Source organism: Streptomyces spinosisporus, from assembly GCF_022698145.1.
Taxonomy (GTDB): Bacteria; Actinomycetota; Actinomycetes; order Streptomycetales; family Streptomycetaceae; genus Streptomyces; species Streptomyces spinosisporus.
In genome coordinates, this window is sequence record NZ_JALDAX010000024.1 from 1 (window position 1) to 16,616 (window position 16,616).

The 16,616-nt window shown below is 67.2% G+C and carries 13 protein-coding genes and 1 pseudogene; 9 read left to right on the forward strand and 5 right to left on the reverse strand.

Features of this window, described 5'->3' with window-relative positions; genetic code table 11:
- The 4 genes from MQN93_RS38940 to MQN93_RS38955 form a co-directional block, all read left to right on the forward strand.
- A partial coding sequence (locus tag MQN93_RS38940; RefSeq protein WP_242713198.1) for a CoA transferase occupies positions 1-706 on the forward strand: 706 nt, incomplete at its 5' end.
- 16 nt (positions 707-722) lie between these two features.
- Positions 723-1,619 (forward strand): fumarylacetoacetate hydrolase family protein, encoded by an 897-nt coding sequence (locus MQN93_RS38945; RefSeq protein ID WP_242713199.1) that lies wholly within the window; start codon positions 723-725, stop codon positions 1,617-1,619.
- On the forward strand, positions 1,616-2,428 hold the full coding sequence (locus tag MQN93_RS38950) for an enoyl-CoA hydratase-related protein (protein WP_242713200.1): 813 nt from the start codon (positions 1,616-1,618) through the stop codon (positions 2,426-2,428). The genes MQN93_RS38945 and MQN93_RS38950 overlap by 4 nt, the downstream gene beginning before the upstream one ends.
- Positions 2,429-2,460: 32 nt before the next feature.
- Entirely contained in the window at positions 2,461-3,663 is a 1,203-nt protein-coding gene (locus MQN93_RS38955; RefSeq protein WP_242713201.1) for an FAD-dependent monooxygenase, read from the forward strand.
- Positions 3,664-3,729: 66 nt separating this feature from the next.
- Here MQN93_RS38955 and MQN93_RS38960 read toward each other — a convergent pair whose 3' ends face one another.
- Positions 3,730-4,212 (reverse strand): MarR family winged helix-turn-helix transcriptional regulator, encoded by a 483-nt coding sequence (locus MQN93_RS38960; protein ID WP_242713202.1) that lies wholly within the window; start codon positions 4,210-4,212, stop codon positions 3,730-3,732.
- Between the two features lie 563 nt (positions 4,213-4,775).
- Here MQN93_RS38960 and MQN93_RS38965 point away from each other — a divergent pair.
- Positions 4,776-5,001: pseudogene (locus MQN93_RS38965) on the forward strand (IS481-like element ISMva2 family transposase); the annotation flags it as partial.
- On the opposite strand, the gene MQN93_RS38970 reads toward MQN93_RS38965, so the two are convergent.
- The 3 genes from MQN93_RS38970 to MQN93_RS44315 all read right to left on the reverse strand — a co-directional run bounded on the left by MQN93_RS38970 (position 4,935) and on the right by MQN93_RS44315 (position 10,969).
- The gene (locus tag MQN93_RS38970; protein ID WP_242713302.1) at positions 4,935-5,171 is read right to left on the reverse strand and encodes a hypothetical protein; all 237 of its coding nucleotides are present in this window, start codon (positions 5,169-5,171) and stop codon (positions 4,935-4,937) included. The pseudogene MQN93_RS38965 and the gene MQN93_RS38970 sit on opposite strands and share 67 nt — an antisense overlap.
- Before the next feature lie 1,109 nt (positions 5,172-6,280).
- Positions 6,281-8,401, reverse strand: a complete 2,121-nt coding sequence (locus tag MQN93_RS38975) for an NACHT domain-containing protein (protein ID WP_242713203.1) — start codon at positions 8,399-8,401, stop codon at positions 6,281-6,283.
- Between the two features lie 309 nt (positions 8,402-8,710).
- Positions 8,711-10,969, reverse strand: a complete 2,259-nt coding sequence (locus tag MQN93_RS44315; RefSeq protein WP_242713204.1) for an ATP-binding SpoIIE family protein phosphatase — start codon at positions 10,967-10,969, stop codon at positions 8,711-8,713.
- Between the two features lie 569 nt (positions 10,970-11,538).
- Between MQN93_RS44315 and MQN93_RS38985 the strand changes: the two genes are divergently transcribed.
- The 3 genes from MQN93_RS38985 to MQN93_RS38995 all read left to right on the forward strand — a co-directional run bounded on the left by MQN93_RS38985 (position 11,539) and on the right by MQN93_RS38995 (position 13,818).
- Positions 11,539-11,877, forward strand: a complete 339-nt coding sequence (locus tag MQN93_RS38985; RefSeq protein WP_242713205.1) for a ferredoxin family protein — start codon at positions 11,539-11,541, stop codon at positions 11,875-11,877.
- A complete protein-coding gene (locus MQN93_RS38990) occupies positions 11,874-12,842 on the forward strand; it encodes an amidohydrolase family protein (protein WP_242713206.1) in 969 nt (322 codons plus the stop codon). Before MQN93_RS38985 ends, MQN93_RS38990 begins: the two co-directional genes overlap by 4 nt.
- 145 nt (positions 12,843-12,987) lie before the next feature.
- On the forward strand, positions 12,988-13,818 hold the full coding sequence (locus MQN93_RS38995) for an IclR family transcriptional regulator (RefSeq protein ID WP_242713207.1): 831 nt from the start codon (positions 12,988-12,990) through the stop codon (positions 13,816-13,818).
- A gap of 73 nt (positions 13,819-13,891) precedes the next feature.
- Here MQN93_RS38995 and MQN93_RS39000 read toward each other — a convergent pair whose 3' ends face one another.
- Positions 13,892-14,731, reverse strand: a complete 840-nt coding sequence (locus MQN93_RS39000; RefSeq protein WP_242713208.1) for a 2-keto-4-pentenoate hydratase — start codon at positions 14,729-14,731, stop codon at positions 13,892-13,894.
- 403 nt (positions 14,732-15,134) lie between these two features.
- Here MQN93_RS39000 and MQN93_RS39005 point away from each other — a divergent pair, with 403 nt between their 5' ends.
- On the forward strand, positions 15,135-16,589 hold the full coding sequence (locus MQN93_RS39005) for an aldehyde dehydrogenase (protein WP_242713209.1): 1,455 nt from the start codon (positions 15,135-15,137) through the stop codon (positions 16,587-16,589).
- The last annotated feature ends 27 nt before the right edge of the window (positions 16,590-16,616 follow it).

The window sequence follows — 16,616 nt, forward strand, 5'->3', positions numbered from 1 at the left end:
CGGTGGCGGCGGCGCCTACATCGACGTGGCCCTGGCCGACTCGGTGGCGGCGTGGTCGTTGTGGGAGGTCGCCGACTACGTCGCGACCGGGGTGGAGCCCGCGCCGCTCGGTACGGCGCACCGTCTGGCCGCGCCGTACCAGGCGTTCCGCTGCTCTGACGGGAACATGCTGGTCATCGGCGCGGTCGACCGCGCCTGGGTGGCGCTGTGCGGGGTGCTGGGCATCGACCTCTCCGGCGACGCGCGCTTCGCGACGGAATACGAACGCTTCGTGCACCGCGAGCCCCTCGCGGACATCCTCCAGAAGCAGTTCGCCACCGCCGACCGTGGACACTGGATGGCGGCCCTGCGAGCGGCCGGGGTGCCGTGCGGGCCGGTGAACGGAGTCGGTGACATCGTCGGCGACGAGCAGTTCCTCGCACGGGGGCTGTTCGTCCACGACGAGCGGCGCCACGGCCAGCAGACCATCGTCAACACGCCGATCGTCTCCGACGGGGCACCCCGGGCGCGTGGAGCGGCGCCGGCACTGGGCCGGGACACCCTCAGGGTCCTCACCGAACTCGGCTACGACGAGCAGCACGCCAGGGCTCTGATCGAGGCGGGCGTGGTCACCGCGCCTCCGCACGAGATCGACGCCGGCCCACAACCCGACCCGTCCGCCACCGACGCGACAATCGAGCCGGTCACGCCCACCACGACCCGATGACACAGGAGACACAGCGATGACTGCACCTTCCGCCGTCGACTGGACCGGTGGCCTGGGACTGGCGCGGACCGCCACCGACGACGGGCCGGTCGTCGTGCTGCGCCGCGACGCCGATCCCGCCGCCGCGATCGCGCTCGTCGACGGCCAAAGGCACCCGGACCTGCCGGCCCTGCTCGATGCCGCCGCGGGCGATCCGTCGCGCATCACGGCCGGGGAAGTACTCGACGCCCCCGACCGGTCCCTGCTGAGCCCGGTCGGCCGGCCAGGAAAGATCATCTGCATCGGCCAGAACTACCTCGACCACGTCCGCGAGGGCGGCCGTACCGGCGGACCCGCGTACCCGGACCTGTTCCCCAAGTGGCACACGTGCCTCAGCGGCCCCTACGCCGACGTGCCGCTCCCACCGGAATCCGACCAGATCGACTACGAGAGCGAGCTGGCCGTGGTCATCGGCCGGCGGGTGCGTCGGGTCACCGCCGAGAGCGCCTCGGACGTGGTGTTCGGGTACACCGCCGCCAGTGACGGCTCGGTTCGCGACTACCAGGTCCACACCGGCCAGCGCACGGCCGGAAAGGCGTGGGACTCCCTCACCCCGCTCGGGCCGGTCGTCGTGCCCGCCGAAACGCTGGGCGGAGACCGCCCCGATCTCGCCATCACCGGGGTGCTCGACGGCCAGGTCGTGCAGGACGACCGGACGGCGAAGCTGCTCTTCGGCGTGCCCGAGCTCATCGCCTACATCACCACGGTGATGACGCTCGAACCAGGTGACCTCATCCTGACGGGGACCCCTTCCGGGGTCGGCGTCGCCCGTAAGCCGCCGCTGTGGCTCAGGGACGGTTCGGAGTTCGAGGTGCGCATCGAGGGCATCGGCTCGCTGCGCAACCGCTACGTCGCCGAGCGGGTGTCCCCGTGACCGCCACGACCGCCGCCGGGCCGGCGATCACGACCACGGTCCACGGCGGCGTCGGCACCATCGAGATCAGCAATCCGGACCGTCGCAACGCGCTGTCGGTATCGATGATGTTCGATCTCGCCGACACCGTGCACGCCCTGAACTCCGACGCCGACGTCCGTGTCGTCGTCCTGCGCGGCGCGGGCGAGGAAGCGTTCGTCTCCGGGGCCGACCTCAGCGAGTTCGGCGGACGGACGCAGGAGGCGCAGCAGCACTCCGATCAGGCGTCGGAGAGCATGTTCGCCCGCCTTTCGGAGGTGTCCGTCCCGTTGATCGCCCGCATTCACGGCTACTGCCTGGGAGCCGGCGTCGCCATCGCGCTCAACGCGGACCTGCGATGCGCCGACACCCGTGCGGTCCTGAGCATCCCGGCCGCCAGGCTGGGCATCGGCTATCCGCTCGCCCAGACCGCCGACCTCGTCCACACGGTCGGCCCCTCGGCGGCGGCCGATCTGCTCTACACCGGTCGCCGCGTCCCCGCCGTAGAAGCCCAGGCGCTCGGCCTGCTGGATCGCGTCGTCGAGACGGAGGGGCTCGGCGAGGTCGTCGACGAACTCGCCGCGACGATCGCCGGCAACGCACCGTTGTCGGTCCGTGCGGCCAAAGCGGCCATCAGATCGGTGCGCCGTACGACGGAGTCGGCGCCGGACCACGACGAGATCCGACGCGGCGCCCTGGCCGAGATCGCCCGCTGTGGCACCTCCGGAGACCTGCGCGAGGGGACCGCCGCGTTCCTCGAGAAACGCGCACCCCGATTCACCGGCCGCTGACCGGCCAATACCAACGACGAGCGGGAGTACTGATGCACATTGTCGTGATAGGTGCCGGAGTGGGCGGGATCGCGGTGGCGCTCGGCCTCCAGCAGCGCGGCCTGGACGTCTCGGTGTACGAGCAGGCATCGGCCGTGACGGCCGTCGGCGCGGGGGTCATCATCGCCCCCAACTCCCACCGCCTGCTCACCGACGAGTGGGGTATCGACGCGGTGCCGGGCGGTGTGCAGCCGCCCACGCTGCACCTGCGCCGCTGGCAGGACGGCACCACCATCAGCGAGCAGCAGCTGGGAGCCGTCGCGGTCCAGCGCTTCGGAGCCCCCTACGTCGCCATGCATCGGGCGGATCTGATCGACGCGCTCGCCGCCGGACTCGAGCCCGGCACCGTGAGCCTGCGCAAGCGGCTGACCGGTCTCGTCCAGGACGACAAGGGCGTCACCGTCTCCTTCGAGGACGGCAGGGTCGAGCGGGCCGATCTCGTGATCGCCGCCGATGGGACACGCTCCGCGTCGGCCGCCGCCCTCGGGGAATCGACGGTGGCGCGCCCGAGCGGCTTCGCCGCCTACCGAGGCTTCGCCCCCAAGCAGCTGATCGCGGAGATCGGCGAGTCGCACAACACCTGGCTGGGTCCGAACCAGCACTTCGTCCACTACCCGATCAGCGGCGGCGAGCTGCTGAACTTCGTCGCCATCGTGCCGACCACCCGCCAGGAGACGGAGGCGTGGAGCTCACCGGGCGAGGTCTCCGACGTCCGCCGGGCGTTCACCGGGTGGGACCCACGGGTGCGGCGGATCCTCGACGCGACCGAGGAGGTCACCCTGTGGGGCCTCTACGACCGTCCCGTCCGGGACCGGCTCGACTTGGGCCGGGTCGTCCTGCTCGGTGACGCCGCCCACCCGGTGCTGCCGTTCTTCGCGCAAGGCGCGAGTCTCGCGCTCGAGGACGCGGCGGTGCTCAGCGCCCTGGTAGTCGACGCACCGGCCCTCGGCCTGGACCGGGTGCTGTCGGCCTACTCCCGCGTACGGGTGCCACGCATCCGGAAGGTCCAGGACGCCTCGTTCCGCAACGCCACGATGTTCCACCTCCCCGATGGCCCGGAACAGCAGCAGCGCGACGCCTTCCTCGGCGACCCGGCCAGCCCGAGCCCGCTGCGTGCCAACGCCTGGCTGTTCGGCCACGACGTCCGCGACGACGCCGCCGCCGCGCGCGCGGATCTGTCCACCGTCGGGCCGTAGACGAGAGGCACGACACCTTCAGGGCATCGTCCCGGACACGTGGACGCCCGCGGCACCCGGCCCGGCTCAGGCCGTGTCCGGGGGCGTCCAGCCGGGCAGGCCGTCGATGACCTCGCCCAGCAGTTCGCGCAGCTGGCGGTAGCGCTCATCGCCCAGGGACCGGCGAATGTGCTGCTCAAGATCGCTGACGATGCGCTCGGCCTTGGTCAGTTCGTCCCGGCCACTGTCGGTCAGGTGCAGTTCCTGGATGTTGCGGTGACGTGGATGGGTACGGCGTTCGATGAGCCCCCGCTCGCTCAGCTTGCCGACGAGGAGAGCCACCGCCTGCGGGGTGACGCCCATGAGGCGGGCGAGTTCCGCGCCGGTCACCCCCGGAGTGGCCTGAAGGCTGATCAGGACCGAGTAGTGGGAGCTGGGCACCCCGACCTCGCGCAGCGGGCGCTCCTTCGCGCTCCGCACGCTCAGGTCGGCGCGGTGCAGGGCCCACGCCACGCGGGCGAAGACGTCCTCACTGGAGGGGGGCGCGTCATGCGCCGGACTGCCACTCATGAGGATGAGCCTACAGCCGTTAAAGCACATCAAGCGCTTGACGTGCAGCAAGCGCAGGGCGGTGTGCTCGCCGCCCTGCATCTGTTGGAAATGGGACATCGTCACATCGCACCAGTGAACGGGCCGATGCGCCCCGCGCCCGCACTCACGTGGCTGGGCGAGTCGCACGGAAGGCATTGGACCCATCCGCATGGCAAAGTTCACCAGAGCGCTCCCGAGGGGACCGGCTGGCGGCCCGCTCCGTTCACGAGGGCCCTTCGATCTCACCCCCGCTCACCGCGACTGCCGCATGATCCAGTCGCGCATCTCGGGACCTGGGCTGCAAGGAGTACGCGCCATGGGCTCACGACGATGACGAAAGGCTCAACCGGCCTTCTGAGCAGGCTCGCGAAACGGCGGCCACAGCCGGGCTCAGAGAACGCCGTCAGCAGGCGCGCTGGAGGAGAGTGAAGGCCGCATGGGCGGAGTCGTGACGTGCGCAGTCCCACGACTTCCTTGACCTGGATGTCGCTGGAGTCGCTTGACGGTCGCAGAGGATCCCGGTCGAAGTCGAGCTCGTGATCTGCCAATTGCGGCAGACCTATCCGAAGTGGGGAGCCCGGAGGTTCGCACACGAGCTGACCCTTCGGGGTGTCGCCAACGCGCCCGGCCGGTCGACCGTGCACCGCACTCCTGGTCCGCAACGGGCTGGTCAACCACCAGGTCCAGGTTCATCGACGCGTTTACAAGCGATGGCAGCGGGATGCTCCGATGCAGTTGTGGCAGATGGACTTGATGATCGGCAGTTTTAGATAGCCAGTCCCGGCGATGTCGCCGCTGAAGCGCAAGCTGGTACCAGCGAGCGGTGCGCTCGCCGCCTTGCTCGCCTTCGATCGCGCCTTTGTGGCCGGGTGCTTGCTGCTGTGCGGGGCGAACTCATGAGCCGCGCAGGCTCCGACCGCCCCCAGCGCCATCACCATGCCAATGATCATCTTCTAGTCGGCCATACCTGTTCTGTCCCCCTGCAAAGTCGTCATGGTGGTCCACCACCGCCTGTAGCTTGCACCCGCCCAGAGGGGCAAGTCCGTTGAGCGAGGATGCCGGCCACCCCACGCCTGAAGACCACTCCTCATGGCTCCGTCCCCGCAGGGGCCGACACCAACGCCGCCTGCAGGACATCCATCCCCGCGGCTAAATCTGGCGGTGCATCAACCCTTCCATACGCCGCCACACCTGCCGCGAAAGAACAATTGGATCCTCCCAGCTCATCCGCCTCAGCCTCGCCGAAATTAGACGCCTGATCACCCGCCTCACCCCGCCGATCCACACCCGTCGACCACATCTTGCACTGGTCAGTCTCGCGACACCGACGCCAGCATCAAGCCCGAAGCAGTCACTGCAAGCGACGCACCCACAGCTCCTGAACTGCCCAGCGATCAGAACAACCACCGTTGGAGTACTGACGAGTTGCTGCGCCGGTCCCCCCGCGGCTTGACTCCCTCTCGGCACCGACACCGAAAGCCTGCTCGCTGCGCTGTCGGGGCGGCTGTGCACGCACGCCCCGAACAGCAGTTGGGACATCGGCATGTGGTTCTACGACCTCACCGACCGGCCCGACCACGGACGCACCCACGATCGCAGGCTGTCCGTCGCCGGCGACCCGTGCGCCCTCCACGGGGACTCCGATCCCCACCCGGAAGACCTCTATGCGGCCCTCACCGACCCTGTCATCGGGCTGGCCTGCCCCATCCGCGGACGGCGGGAAGGAGCTCCCCCTTTTTCACGGCGGCCCAGGCCAATCACGACCGTGCGATGAACTCCCACAGACCAGGGCTCGCCCGGCCCCGCGTGAGATCCCGAACGGCATGCTCACCGGACACCACACATGTCGGCCCGTAGCCCCGGCGGTAAAGCGGGACTGGGTGACGGTACAGAGTCAGAGGGCGGAGTACTCGCCAAGACGGACATCGGCCCGATCCTCTGCGCCCGCTCCGCCCCCGGAGAGGGATGTCCGGCGCGTTCTCACTGCCCTGTTCGCTTTTCGCATTTGAGAGCCGTCGCGCCTCCGAGCATCCGTGTCAGCAAGCGATCAGCCATCATCCACACGTCTGGCGAGATGGCGTTGCAGGTCGATGTGCCGAAACTGGTACACCGCTCCCACTTGCCGCAGCACTCCCCGATGCTGGTGCGCGTCGGCGAGGAAGGCCATGAGGTTGCGGGGAATGTGGTGGCGGGAGGCTAGATGGAGCTTGGACGCGGTGAAGGGGCCCCAGACGGTTCTTGTAAAGGCGATGGTCAGGCCGAGCCAGAGGGCACCCGCCAACAGGGCCGCTTGAATCGCGGCGTTTGCCCCGCTCAGGACAAGGAGCAGCCACGGGCCGAGACCCGTAGAGGCTGCGACACCGAGCGTGAGGGTCCAAAAGACTCGTCTGTCTCGTGCCCAGAGCTCCACAGGGCCGACCGCTGAGGCCGTGTCGGCTGAGGTGACTCCCAGCCCGAAGGCAATGCACAGGCCCAGTGCGATCGTCGCGACCCGGACAGGGGGCAGCCCGGTGGAGGCGACGAGTAGGACCGCGGCGGCGAGCACGATGGCCGATGCCGGCCAGTTCGGTGCCCACTGCAGGCCTGATGCGGGCCGGCGGGGTTCTTCGTCGAAGGCCAACCAGCCTGGCAGTGCGAGGACGATCCCGGCGAAGACGCCGAGGATGGGGCCGACGATCAGGGCGAAAGCCTTGTCGTTGGCATCGGGAGGGATGATGGAGCAGACGGCCGTAGACACGACGGTGAGAAAGAGGCACATCGCGCGGGTGACCATCGCGGGGATGCTGCGTTGAACGCCTCGTTGCAGCTTCCACCAGGCCAGGTCAGGGCTGGCGTTATGGAAGCGGTGAAGGTAGCGCGCGAGGAAGACGAAGGTGTTCTGGGCCTGTTGAGGCGTCCACCGGCATGGATAGCGGGGATGGGAGCGGTAGGCAGCCGTGATGAACGCGGAGAAAAGGTGGCGCTCGACCGCGACCCGGGTGGGAAAGCGTGATGTTTCGCAGAGTTCTGCGGGGTTGGGCAAGTCCTGGGAGCTCTCGCCGGGGCGGGGGTTGTAGATGGCACGGGCCAAAAAGAGCATGAGCGGTGTGCGCAATGCCTCACCAACGGGCGTTGTGGTGCCCAGCTGAGCAGCGACCGGGCCCCAACGGTCAGCGGCGTATCCGCTGGCTCCGGCATCGCGCTGGACGTAGGCGGCGACATCTTCGGCATCCAGAGGACGCAGTTCGATGCCTGCCGCCCCGGCCAGCCTGGCCGGCACGCCGGAGTGGGGGTACAGCACGTTCCGGTATTCGCCGACGCGGCTGGACAGGACGACGGGATGCCCCATGGGAAGCGCTTCGTTGATCGCGCTGAGAGCTGCCGCGCGAAGAGGGGTAGGAATCTCGTCGAAGCCGTCCAGGACGGGGAGGATCAGGCGGCGGCCGAGCAGAGCACGGGCGCGATCAATCTGTCCGTACCGCGTGGGTGCAGGTTCAGCCAGGGTGGGGTAGTCCGAGGCGAGCCGCTCCGCCATCCACGCGTAGAGGTCCTGTCGTGTGGGATTCCACGTCGCCAGCGGAAACAGCACCGGAACGGCACTGGAGTGCGGGCCGGCGGCGCTCGTCATCCGTCGATGAAGCAGCCCCAACACCAGCCGCGAGAGGAGGACCGTTTTCCCCGCGCCGGGCCCTCCCAGCACCAAAAGTCGCCGTGTGGGAACCCTTTCTGCGAATACGCGCGTTATCTCCGCCCCGGATCCTTCCAACTCCGCTGGAGAATTCGCCCACCCCTCATGGACACCCAGCTCTCCAGGCCAGTCGGCAGCCGTCGCCCGGAGCAGCGGCCACGATTCGACCAGATCGTCCGGGGCAGCCCTCCACCGCACCGTCATGGGATGCGGATCGTTCACGCGCCGCACCTGGACCTCGGTCTCCCACTGATGCTGCACGGCCTGTGCCAGGTGCTCTGCGATGTCCCCCAGTGGCTGCTCGGCAGCACGTTCCGCACCCGAACGGAAGGTCACCCAGGACAGGAACAACGGAGCAAGCGTAGGCATCAGTGACACTGCAGTCGCGGCAGCCCCAAGGTTGAAACGGTCAGCGACCCACAACGCGCCGATCATCCCGCCCAACGCCAACACCAGGTAGACCGCACTCACTCGCCGCGCTGCGCTTTCCCATCCCCCCATGCCCGCCATCATCTCGCGCGCATCCAGGCCTAGGAAGGCAGATGGTGACGCCTGCACCCCGTGAAGGGGTAAGGCGGCCTTGGTGTCGCCCGGCGGGCCCAGCCCGCAACGGTCCCCTCCACTGAGGCGCGTCCGGCAGATCCGGGGATAGTGCGCCGGTAGAGCCGCAGTGCACCAGCGAGCAAATGCTCTGCTCTGCTGGTTCGTTGGGAAGCCATGGACGTTCCGACCGGCTGGAGTGAGGTCTGTGTGGCCGCCCTCGGCTCATCAGCTCGCTGGGGAGCCTGCTGCCCGCTCATTCATGGTCCTTCAAGAACATTGCTCGGGCAGCGTCATCTCGATCCATGTGGTCTTGCCCCGGCCGGCAGGTGAACTCCCCCATGACGTGGCCAGCGCGTCGACGATGAGCAGGCCTCGCCCGGACTCCGCTTCGGCATTCATCGCCTCATTGGCGACGATCACAGTAGGAACTGGGGGCTGCGGGCTGCTGTCCTGCACTTCCACCCGGACGCTTCCACCGTGACGGCGCATCCGGATGTCGACATCACTCTGTGCGTGGATCAGCGCATTGGTGACCACCTCGGACAGCATGAGTTGCAGGTCATCCAAGAGCACTTCCGACCTCCACCGTTTGAGCACCTCGCGCAAGTAGTGACGCGTGGAAGCAACGGCCTGGAGGTCGTAGCGCTGAATGGACAACCGCGCAACGTCCTGTTGCTCTCCCGGCTGGACGCCGTCGTATCTCATCAGCAAGAGCGCCAGGTCGTCGTCCAGCGTTTTGTGCCGCTGGCGATCGCTGATCAAGCCGTCGGCGAGCATGTCCATGTTCTCTCGGTTGCCGCCGGCCAGTCCCTGCGCCAGTCGCTCGAGCGCGGCGTCGGGGCCGAGCGCGCGGGTTTCCAGGAGGCCGTCTGTGTACAGGGCGATGATGCTGCCGGGTGTCAGAACAACCTCTCGTTGCTCATAGCGGTGGCCGTTGCCGAGACCCAGCGGGGGGCCGACCGGCACGTCAAGCGCCGTGAGCTCGCCCGCAGCGGGGCTGATCAGCGGTGGCGGATGTCCGGCCGTGGCCGTCTTGGCGGCGCCTGCGGCTGGGTCAAGCCACAGACAGCAGCAGGTGGCATAGCGGGAAGCGCCGAGCACACGCAACAACGCATCGATGCGTTCGAGGACAGTGGCCGGTTCGTGGCCTTCTGAGGCGTAGGCCAGGACCGCACTGCGCAGATGCCCCATCACGCCTGCCGCCTCTGCGCTGTGGCCCTCGACGTCTCCGATGGCAAGCCCGATCCCGCCGTCCGGTAGCGGCACTATGTCGTACCAGTCTCCGCCTACCGCTGCTCCTGCGGTGGCGGGGAGGTACCGCGACGTCACCACTGTCTCCGGTCTGAGGGGCAGGCTCGGCGGAAGCAGGCTCTGCTGCATGGTCCGGGCAAAAGCGTGTTCCAGTTCGTGTGCGCGAATACGCTCCAGTGCTTGGCCAATCTGCCCGAGCATGAGGGCGACCAGGGCGATCTCCTCATCTGCCGGAAAGCGGCGCCACTGCGCTGGAAACTCCAAAATGCAGCATCCGACGGCCCGGCCATTGGCGATGAGAGGCACGTAAGCCCGCGGGCAGGCGTCTGGGGCGAGCGCAGGACGTGGGGCGCCTGGGTAGGCAGGTGGATCGTTGGGCCGCAGCAACCGTGCTTCAACACGGGTTACGGCGTCGGTCTCGGGAGTGGTTCGTGACAGAGGGAGGCCGTCCACGCGAGCGACCTCCTCGCGTGGGAATCCGCTGGCCCCAACGACGAGTAGACGCTCGTCCTGGACGCGGCAGAGCATCAGCGCGCTGGCCCCGAAAGGAGCCATGATCTGGTCTTGCGCGGCAGTGAGGACGTCTCGGACATGAACGGCGGCAGCAAGTTCCGTGGAGAGGCGCTTGAGCTGGTAGAGGAAGGTGGTACCGGTGAGGCTTCGGCCACGCCGGCCGGGGGATGGCACAGCACCAGTAGCAGGCGGCTCCGTCGGAACGGGCGGGATGAAAAGCGGGATGGGCGGGGCCTCCATCGGCAGGCCGGCCTCGGCAAGGACCACCAGTTCACCCGCGAGCCCATCGGCAATTCGCTGTAGGTGCTGCAGTTCTTCCGCGGCGATCGGGGCGTCTGGGGCTTTGGTACGCGACCAGTGCACGCTCAGGCATCCAAAGGTCCGTCCTCCCGCGACGAGCGCGACAGACGCCACTGCCGTCGGAAAAGGATTGTGCAGGAAGTGTGCCGGCACCTGGCGGGTCAATTTCCGCATCTCGGCGGCTTGGACTGCGACAAGGCCACTGCTTTGAAACGCCCGAGCAGTCGGCAACCGCAAATCGTCGACATCCAGCTCTGAGGGAATGGTAAAGGCACAGGGAGTGTCCACTGCCATGGCGACCCCCAGAGCGGGTCGGTCCGCTACGGGCAGGTAGGCGGCGTAGGTGGTGGCGGCAAGCTTGCCGGCGAGGTCGAGCAGCGCCGAGGCGACGGCTACGTCCCGGGGCGAGCTAGGACGCCCCGGACGCCCGGAGGCTGGTACTGCCTCGATCCCGGTGCTCACTGTGCCTTACACCTCTGTGCCTATCGGGATGCTCTGGTGCATCCACGCTATCGCTGCTTCTTACAAGCCGCCCCTGTCCTGCCGGGACGTGCCCGTTACGGGTGGGGAGATGGTCGCTTTGCGATACCTCTTGGGCCAGGGCTGCACTCATCCTGCGCAGGTCTGCGGCGCGTGAGGCACTGCACGGACAGCTGAGTGGACCGATGCAATTGCTGCGCATGACCGTCTCGCCGAAAGTGGGCGGTGATTTGAGCCGACGAAGGGGCAGGCGATGGGGCCGCTATCCGTACGACATGACTTTCATCTCTCGCCTGCGACTGCCCGGAACTAGCTCTCAGCGGGCTGGTCGAACCGTGCTGCGGACGGGTTCTTGTATGCACGGCAGCCACCCTGCCTCCGTGCAGTCTGCTCTGATCGTTCTGCGCATTCCGGGATGAACGAAACCGTCACAGAAAAGCAATGTGAGCCCGCCCACGGATCGCATCCGTAATGTCTCGGCATTGCAACGCTACGCCTACATTCCTCATTTTCACCCCAGAGTCACCTCCACACCTTTGAGGAGAAGTATTGTGCCTTTCTACATCGGCGAAGCCTGCGTGGACGAGATGGACAAGTCCTGCACCGAAGAATGCCCCGTGGACTGCATTTATGAGGGAGATCGCAAGCTCTATATCAATCCGAGTGAATGCATCGACTGTGGCGCCTGCGAGACGGTCTGCCCGGTAGAAGCCATCTCCTCCACGTTGCGGGGCACGCCTGACACCGAGTGGGTCGCCGACAACGCCGCGTTCTTCACCGAGACCCTGCCGGGCCGCGCCGCGGCGCTCGGTAATCCGGGGGGCTCGCGTCGTACCGGCGCCCTCGGCGTCGACACCGCCAAGGTCACCTCTCTGGAGAGCCGAGTATGAGGACCATCGACACCCACACGCATGTCGTCCCGTCAGGCCTGATGGCGCCAGACCATGACGAGCGCTGGCCCGTTGTGGTCGAGCGGGACGACAACTCATCCGATGTGCTGATTGCCGGCCGGGTCTTTCGAACGGTACCCCGCACCGCCTACGACCTCGAGTATCGCGCCGAGCAGCTGGCGCCGGATCACGTTCAAGTGCTCTCCCCCATGCCGGAACTCTTTTCCTACTGGGGCAAGCCGGAGGCGGCGGCCGACTACTGCACATCCGTGAATGAGTGGATTGCCGCAGGAGTGAACAAGTTCCCGCACGCCTTCCGCGGCTTCGGCATCGCTGCGATGCAGGATCCCGATGTCGCGTGCGGCCAACTGTCACAGATCGCAGCTCTGGGACTGCCCGGTGTGGAGATCGGCAGCAACATCGCAGGCGTCGCCCTCCATGACAAGCGGTACGTCGAGTTCTTTGATGAAGCGGCCCGCCTGGGCCTGGTGGTTTTCGTCCACGCCTTCCATCCGCCGGGGATCGGCACTTTCACCGATCCGATGGCCGGGAACGGTGTGACCTTTCCCAACGAGATGGGTCAGGCCGTCGGTGGTCTGATAGCCGAAGGAGTTCTGGAACGCTTCGGCGATCTGAAGATTCTGGCGTCACACGGCGGCGGCTCGCTGGTCAGCCTGTTGCCCAGGCTGCAATTCATCGCGAAGAACTATGAACGATCCCGACTCCTGATGCCCCGCGATCCGGCTGATTACGCGCGAAAGATCCATTACGACATGCTCGTATTCTCCGCCCCCTTGCTGAGCCTGTTGCTGGACAGCGTGGGCGCCGGCCGAGTTGTCGTGGGTTCCGACAAGCCGTTCATGAACCATGATCCAGTGACGCTTCTTGAGCATTTCCCTCATCTGGGATCTGCCACGATCGAATCAATCCGGTGGGGCAACGCCGCACGTCTGCTCGGCATGTGATCACGGGCCTCTGATAGCGCTCTATGGCCCTGCGCTACCGGTTCTACTTATGCTCAGACGACACCGCTCAGCCACCCACGACCGTCTCCGGCTGAGCGGGGGTCGGAAGGTCCAGTACCTTGCACGGCCCGAAAGAGAGGCGTCTATGCGAGTCAGCGATCAGGAAGAAGATCGATCCGTCATCGGGCGTGTCATGACCATCTTGGATGCCGTGGCCGCGGAACCCGGTGAGGTGGGGCTGAGCGAGCTCGCACGACGAACAGGTATCAAGAAGGCCACAGTGCACCGACTGGCCACCGAGCTCGTCGAGCGCAGGATGTTGGACCGCGGCGCCTACGGCTACCGCCTGGGCTTTCGCACCTTCGAACTCGGGCACAGTGTCCAGGTCTCCCGGCTCCTACGCAACCTGGCGCTGCCCTACATGGAAGATCTCTACGAGATCAGTCACGAGATCGTGCAACTGGCGGTGCTGGACGGCACCGAGATCGTATACCTGGAGAAAATCACCGGGCACCGCAGCTACAAGGCTCCTTCGGGGGTCGGTGAGCGGTATCCCGCCTATTGCAGCGCGCTCGGGAAAGCCATCATCGCCTTCAGCTCCGATGCCGTCCTGGATCGGATCCTGGCCGCCGGACTACCCAAGCGAACCCCGCGTACCATCACCGATCCCGCGCTCTTCCGCAAAGAGCTTGGCCTCGTACGCGACTGCGGTGTCGCCTTCGACCGCGAGGAGGGCCATCGGGAAGTGTCCTGCGTCGCCGCCCCGGTGCTCAACCCAGAGGGGCTTCCGATCGTCGCTCTGTCGATCACTGGCCCTTCGTATCGCATGGGCTTGCCACGGCTGGCGACCGCGGTGCGTGAAGCCGCCGTCGCCCTTGCCCGTGTGGTCAATACGCATGCCACGCTTCAGGCCCTGCCACGCCGACACCAGCGGCGCGCCGAGGAACTGCGGGGCCCTTGCATCGACAGTGAGTAGCGGAGACGGCCATACGCCATGCGGCATACGCCGAGGCCGGGGCGTGGCGCGAACGGCGCCGGCATCACGGGATTCAGCTCCTGGCCTCGGCACGTGTCGCATTCCGCGTTTGAGGCAGCCGCCGCACGCCCACTCTGTACCCGGGCTGGAACTCTGCTTCCACCACGTCGCCGGGAGCCAGCTCCACAGCTGAGGTCAGCCCACCCGTGATCACCAGCATGCCTGCCTCCAATCCGGCACCCTCCTGGTGAAGTTGGTGCACGAGCCATACCAGAGAGTCGATCGGGTGGCCGGAGGCGGCTGCGGCTGCTGAGGTGCCCACTATCGTCCCGTTGCGGTAGAGGACGACGCCCGTGTTCACCAAGCCGTGCCGCAGGGCCGGCAGCCGTGGACCGACAACGACTTGTGCTGCCGACGAGCCGTCCGCAGTGTTGTCCTCGGCGGTGAACCGGTAGTCGGCCCACAGAGAATCGACCACCTCCAGGCAGGCCACGGCGTACTTCACCGCGTTCAATGCGTCATGGCGGGTGATCCGGCCGGCCAGCGGCCGCCCCAGCACAAGCCCCACTTCCGGCTCGATGCGAGGCTGCAGCAAATCAGGGTCTGTCGTGCTGTCGTTGGACACCAGCATCCGGTCGGTGAGCGGACCGTAGTTGGGCGTAGCGACGCCCATCTGCTCCCGCATCGGCTTGGAGGTGTATCCGAGCTTGAACCCGGCCGACTTCTGACCGTCGCGCAGACGACTCTCGTTCACCTTCCGCTGGATCCGATAGGCGTCGCGCAGGTCGAGCGGCTCCTTCTCGGACAGGGGGTCCAGCAACACTCGCCGACGACGGGCCGCCAAGAGCCACGACGCCCGTTCCTCGGCCCAACCGTCGTCACGCGCTCCGCTGGCAGCCAGGAGAGCCTTCACCGAAGAGGTTGTACGACTTACATAGGCCATGGCGTTCACTTTCTTCACTCGCCTTCCGGGGCATACCCAGCCTGCTCACACGCGGGTCCGTCCGGAAGGCAAGCGGTCCAGGCAGTGAACCGATGACCTTGTTCTGACTCGAGCCTGCCCAGAAGGTGATGCAACGCACGGCGAAGAGCCGGCACGGATACGGGACGCATCTCATCCGTGCATCGGGTCTTCCGGCGCCGCGAACTCTGATCATCTGGGGAGCGAGGTCCGGATCTCTTCTCCGTGCTGCGGCAGCTGGAACCCCAGCTCTGCCGCACCGATCACCGCACCGTATCCCCGGCCGGCAGCACGGGACGCCGCCGCCGACCACGCGGGCGCAGCGCTGCGCCCGCCGTTCTCAGGAGAAAACCCTGTGGTGGACAAAACGGAGTCGCTATACCTCGATGGGCGTTGGGTATCTCCCCTGAATACCCATCAGCCTGAACAGACCACCCTGGTGTGCGCCAGTACGGAGGAGAGCCTGGGTAGCGTCGCGCTGGCTGGTCCGGCGGATGTGGACGCTGCCGTGCGAGCAGCGCGCCTCGCCTTTGACGCGCCCGAGGGGTGGGCTCACTGGGAGCCGCAGCAACGTAGTGAGGCCCTCGACCGGCTCGCCGATGCATTGCATCGGCGTAGCGAGGCCATCGCCAGCGCCGTCTCCTCCCAAAACGGGATGCCCATCGCCGTCTCGCGTCAGATCGAGTCGGGGCTGACGGGGACGATCGTGCGGTACTACGCGGAGTTGGCCCGCACCACACCGACAGAGGAGACCCGCTCTCATCTGGTCGCCGGCACCACTACGGTGCGCATGGAACCTGTCGGCGTGGTGGCGGCGATACCGCCGTCGAACTTCCCGCAAAGTCTCGCCGCCACGAAGTACGCACCCGCGCTGGCAGCTGGCTGCACGGTGATTCTCAAGCCCTCACCCAGCACTCTCCTCGACGCCTTTCACCTGATGGACGCCGCCGCGGAGGCCGGCTTGCCGCCTGGGGTCCTCAACCTGCTCCCGGCATCGGCGGACAGTGCTGCCTACCTGGTGGGTCATCCCGGAATCGACGCGGTCGCCTTCACCGGTTCCACCACCGTGGGCCAGCAGATCGCAGAAATCTGCGCCCCCCTGCTCCGCCCGCTGACGCTCGAACTGGGCGGGAAGTCCGCCGCGATCGTCCTCGACGACGCCGACCTGGACCTGTCCACCATGGGCGAGCGGCTGTTCCAGGCCACCTTGCTGAACAATGGCCAGACCTGTTTCCTCAGCACCCGCATCCTGGCCCCCCGATCACGGTACGAACAGGTCGTCGACGTCTTCGCCGAGCTGGCCTCCTCACTGCGCGTGGGGAACGCGCTGGATACCGATACGCAAGTGGGACCCGTCATCAGCCAAGCTCAACTTGACCGGGTGGAGAGCTCCGTCGCACAAGCCAAGGCCGATGGCGCCCGCCTCGTTGTGGGCGGCGGCCGCCCGTCGGGGCTGGACAAGGGCTGGTTCGTCGAACCGACCGTCTTCGCCGATGTCGATAACCGCAGCCGCGTGGCCCAGGAGGAGATCTTCGGGCCAGTGCTGTGTATCACCCCCTATGACGACGAGGACGAGGCCGTCCGCATCGCCAACGACTCCCCGTACGGCCTGGCCGGCACGGTCTGGAGCACCAGCCCTGAACGTGCACACGCCATGGCCCGGCGTATCCGCACGGGTTCCGTCGGCATCAACGGCTACCTCCCCGATCCCGGTGCACCGTTCGGCGGCGTGAAGCGCAGTGGCATCGGCCGCGAATTGGGGCCCCAGGCCATGGCCTGGTACCAGGAGTCGAAGTCCATCTTCCACTGAGAAGAACTTAGGCGCCCCCTGAGCGCT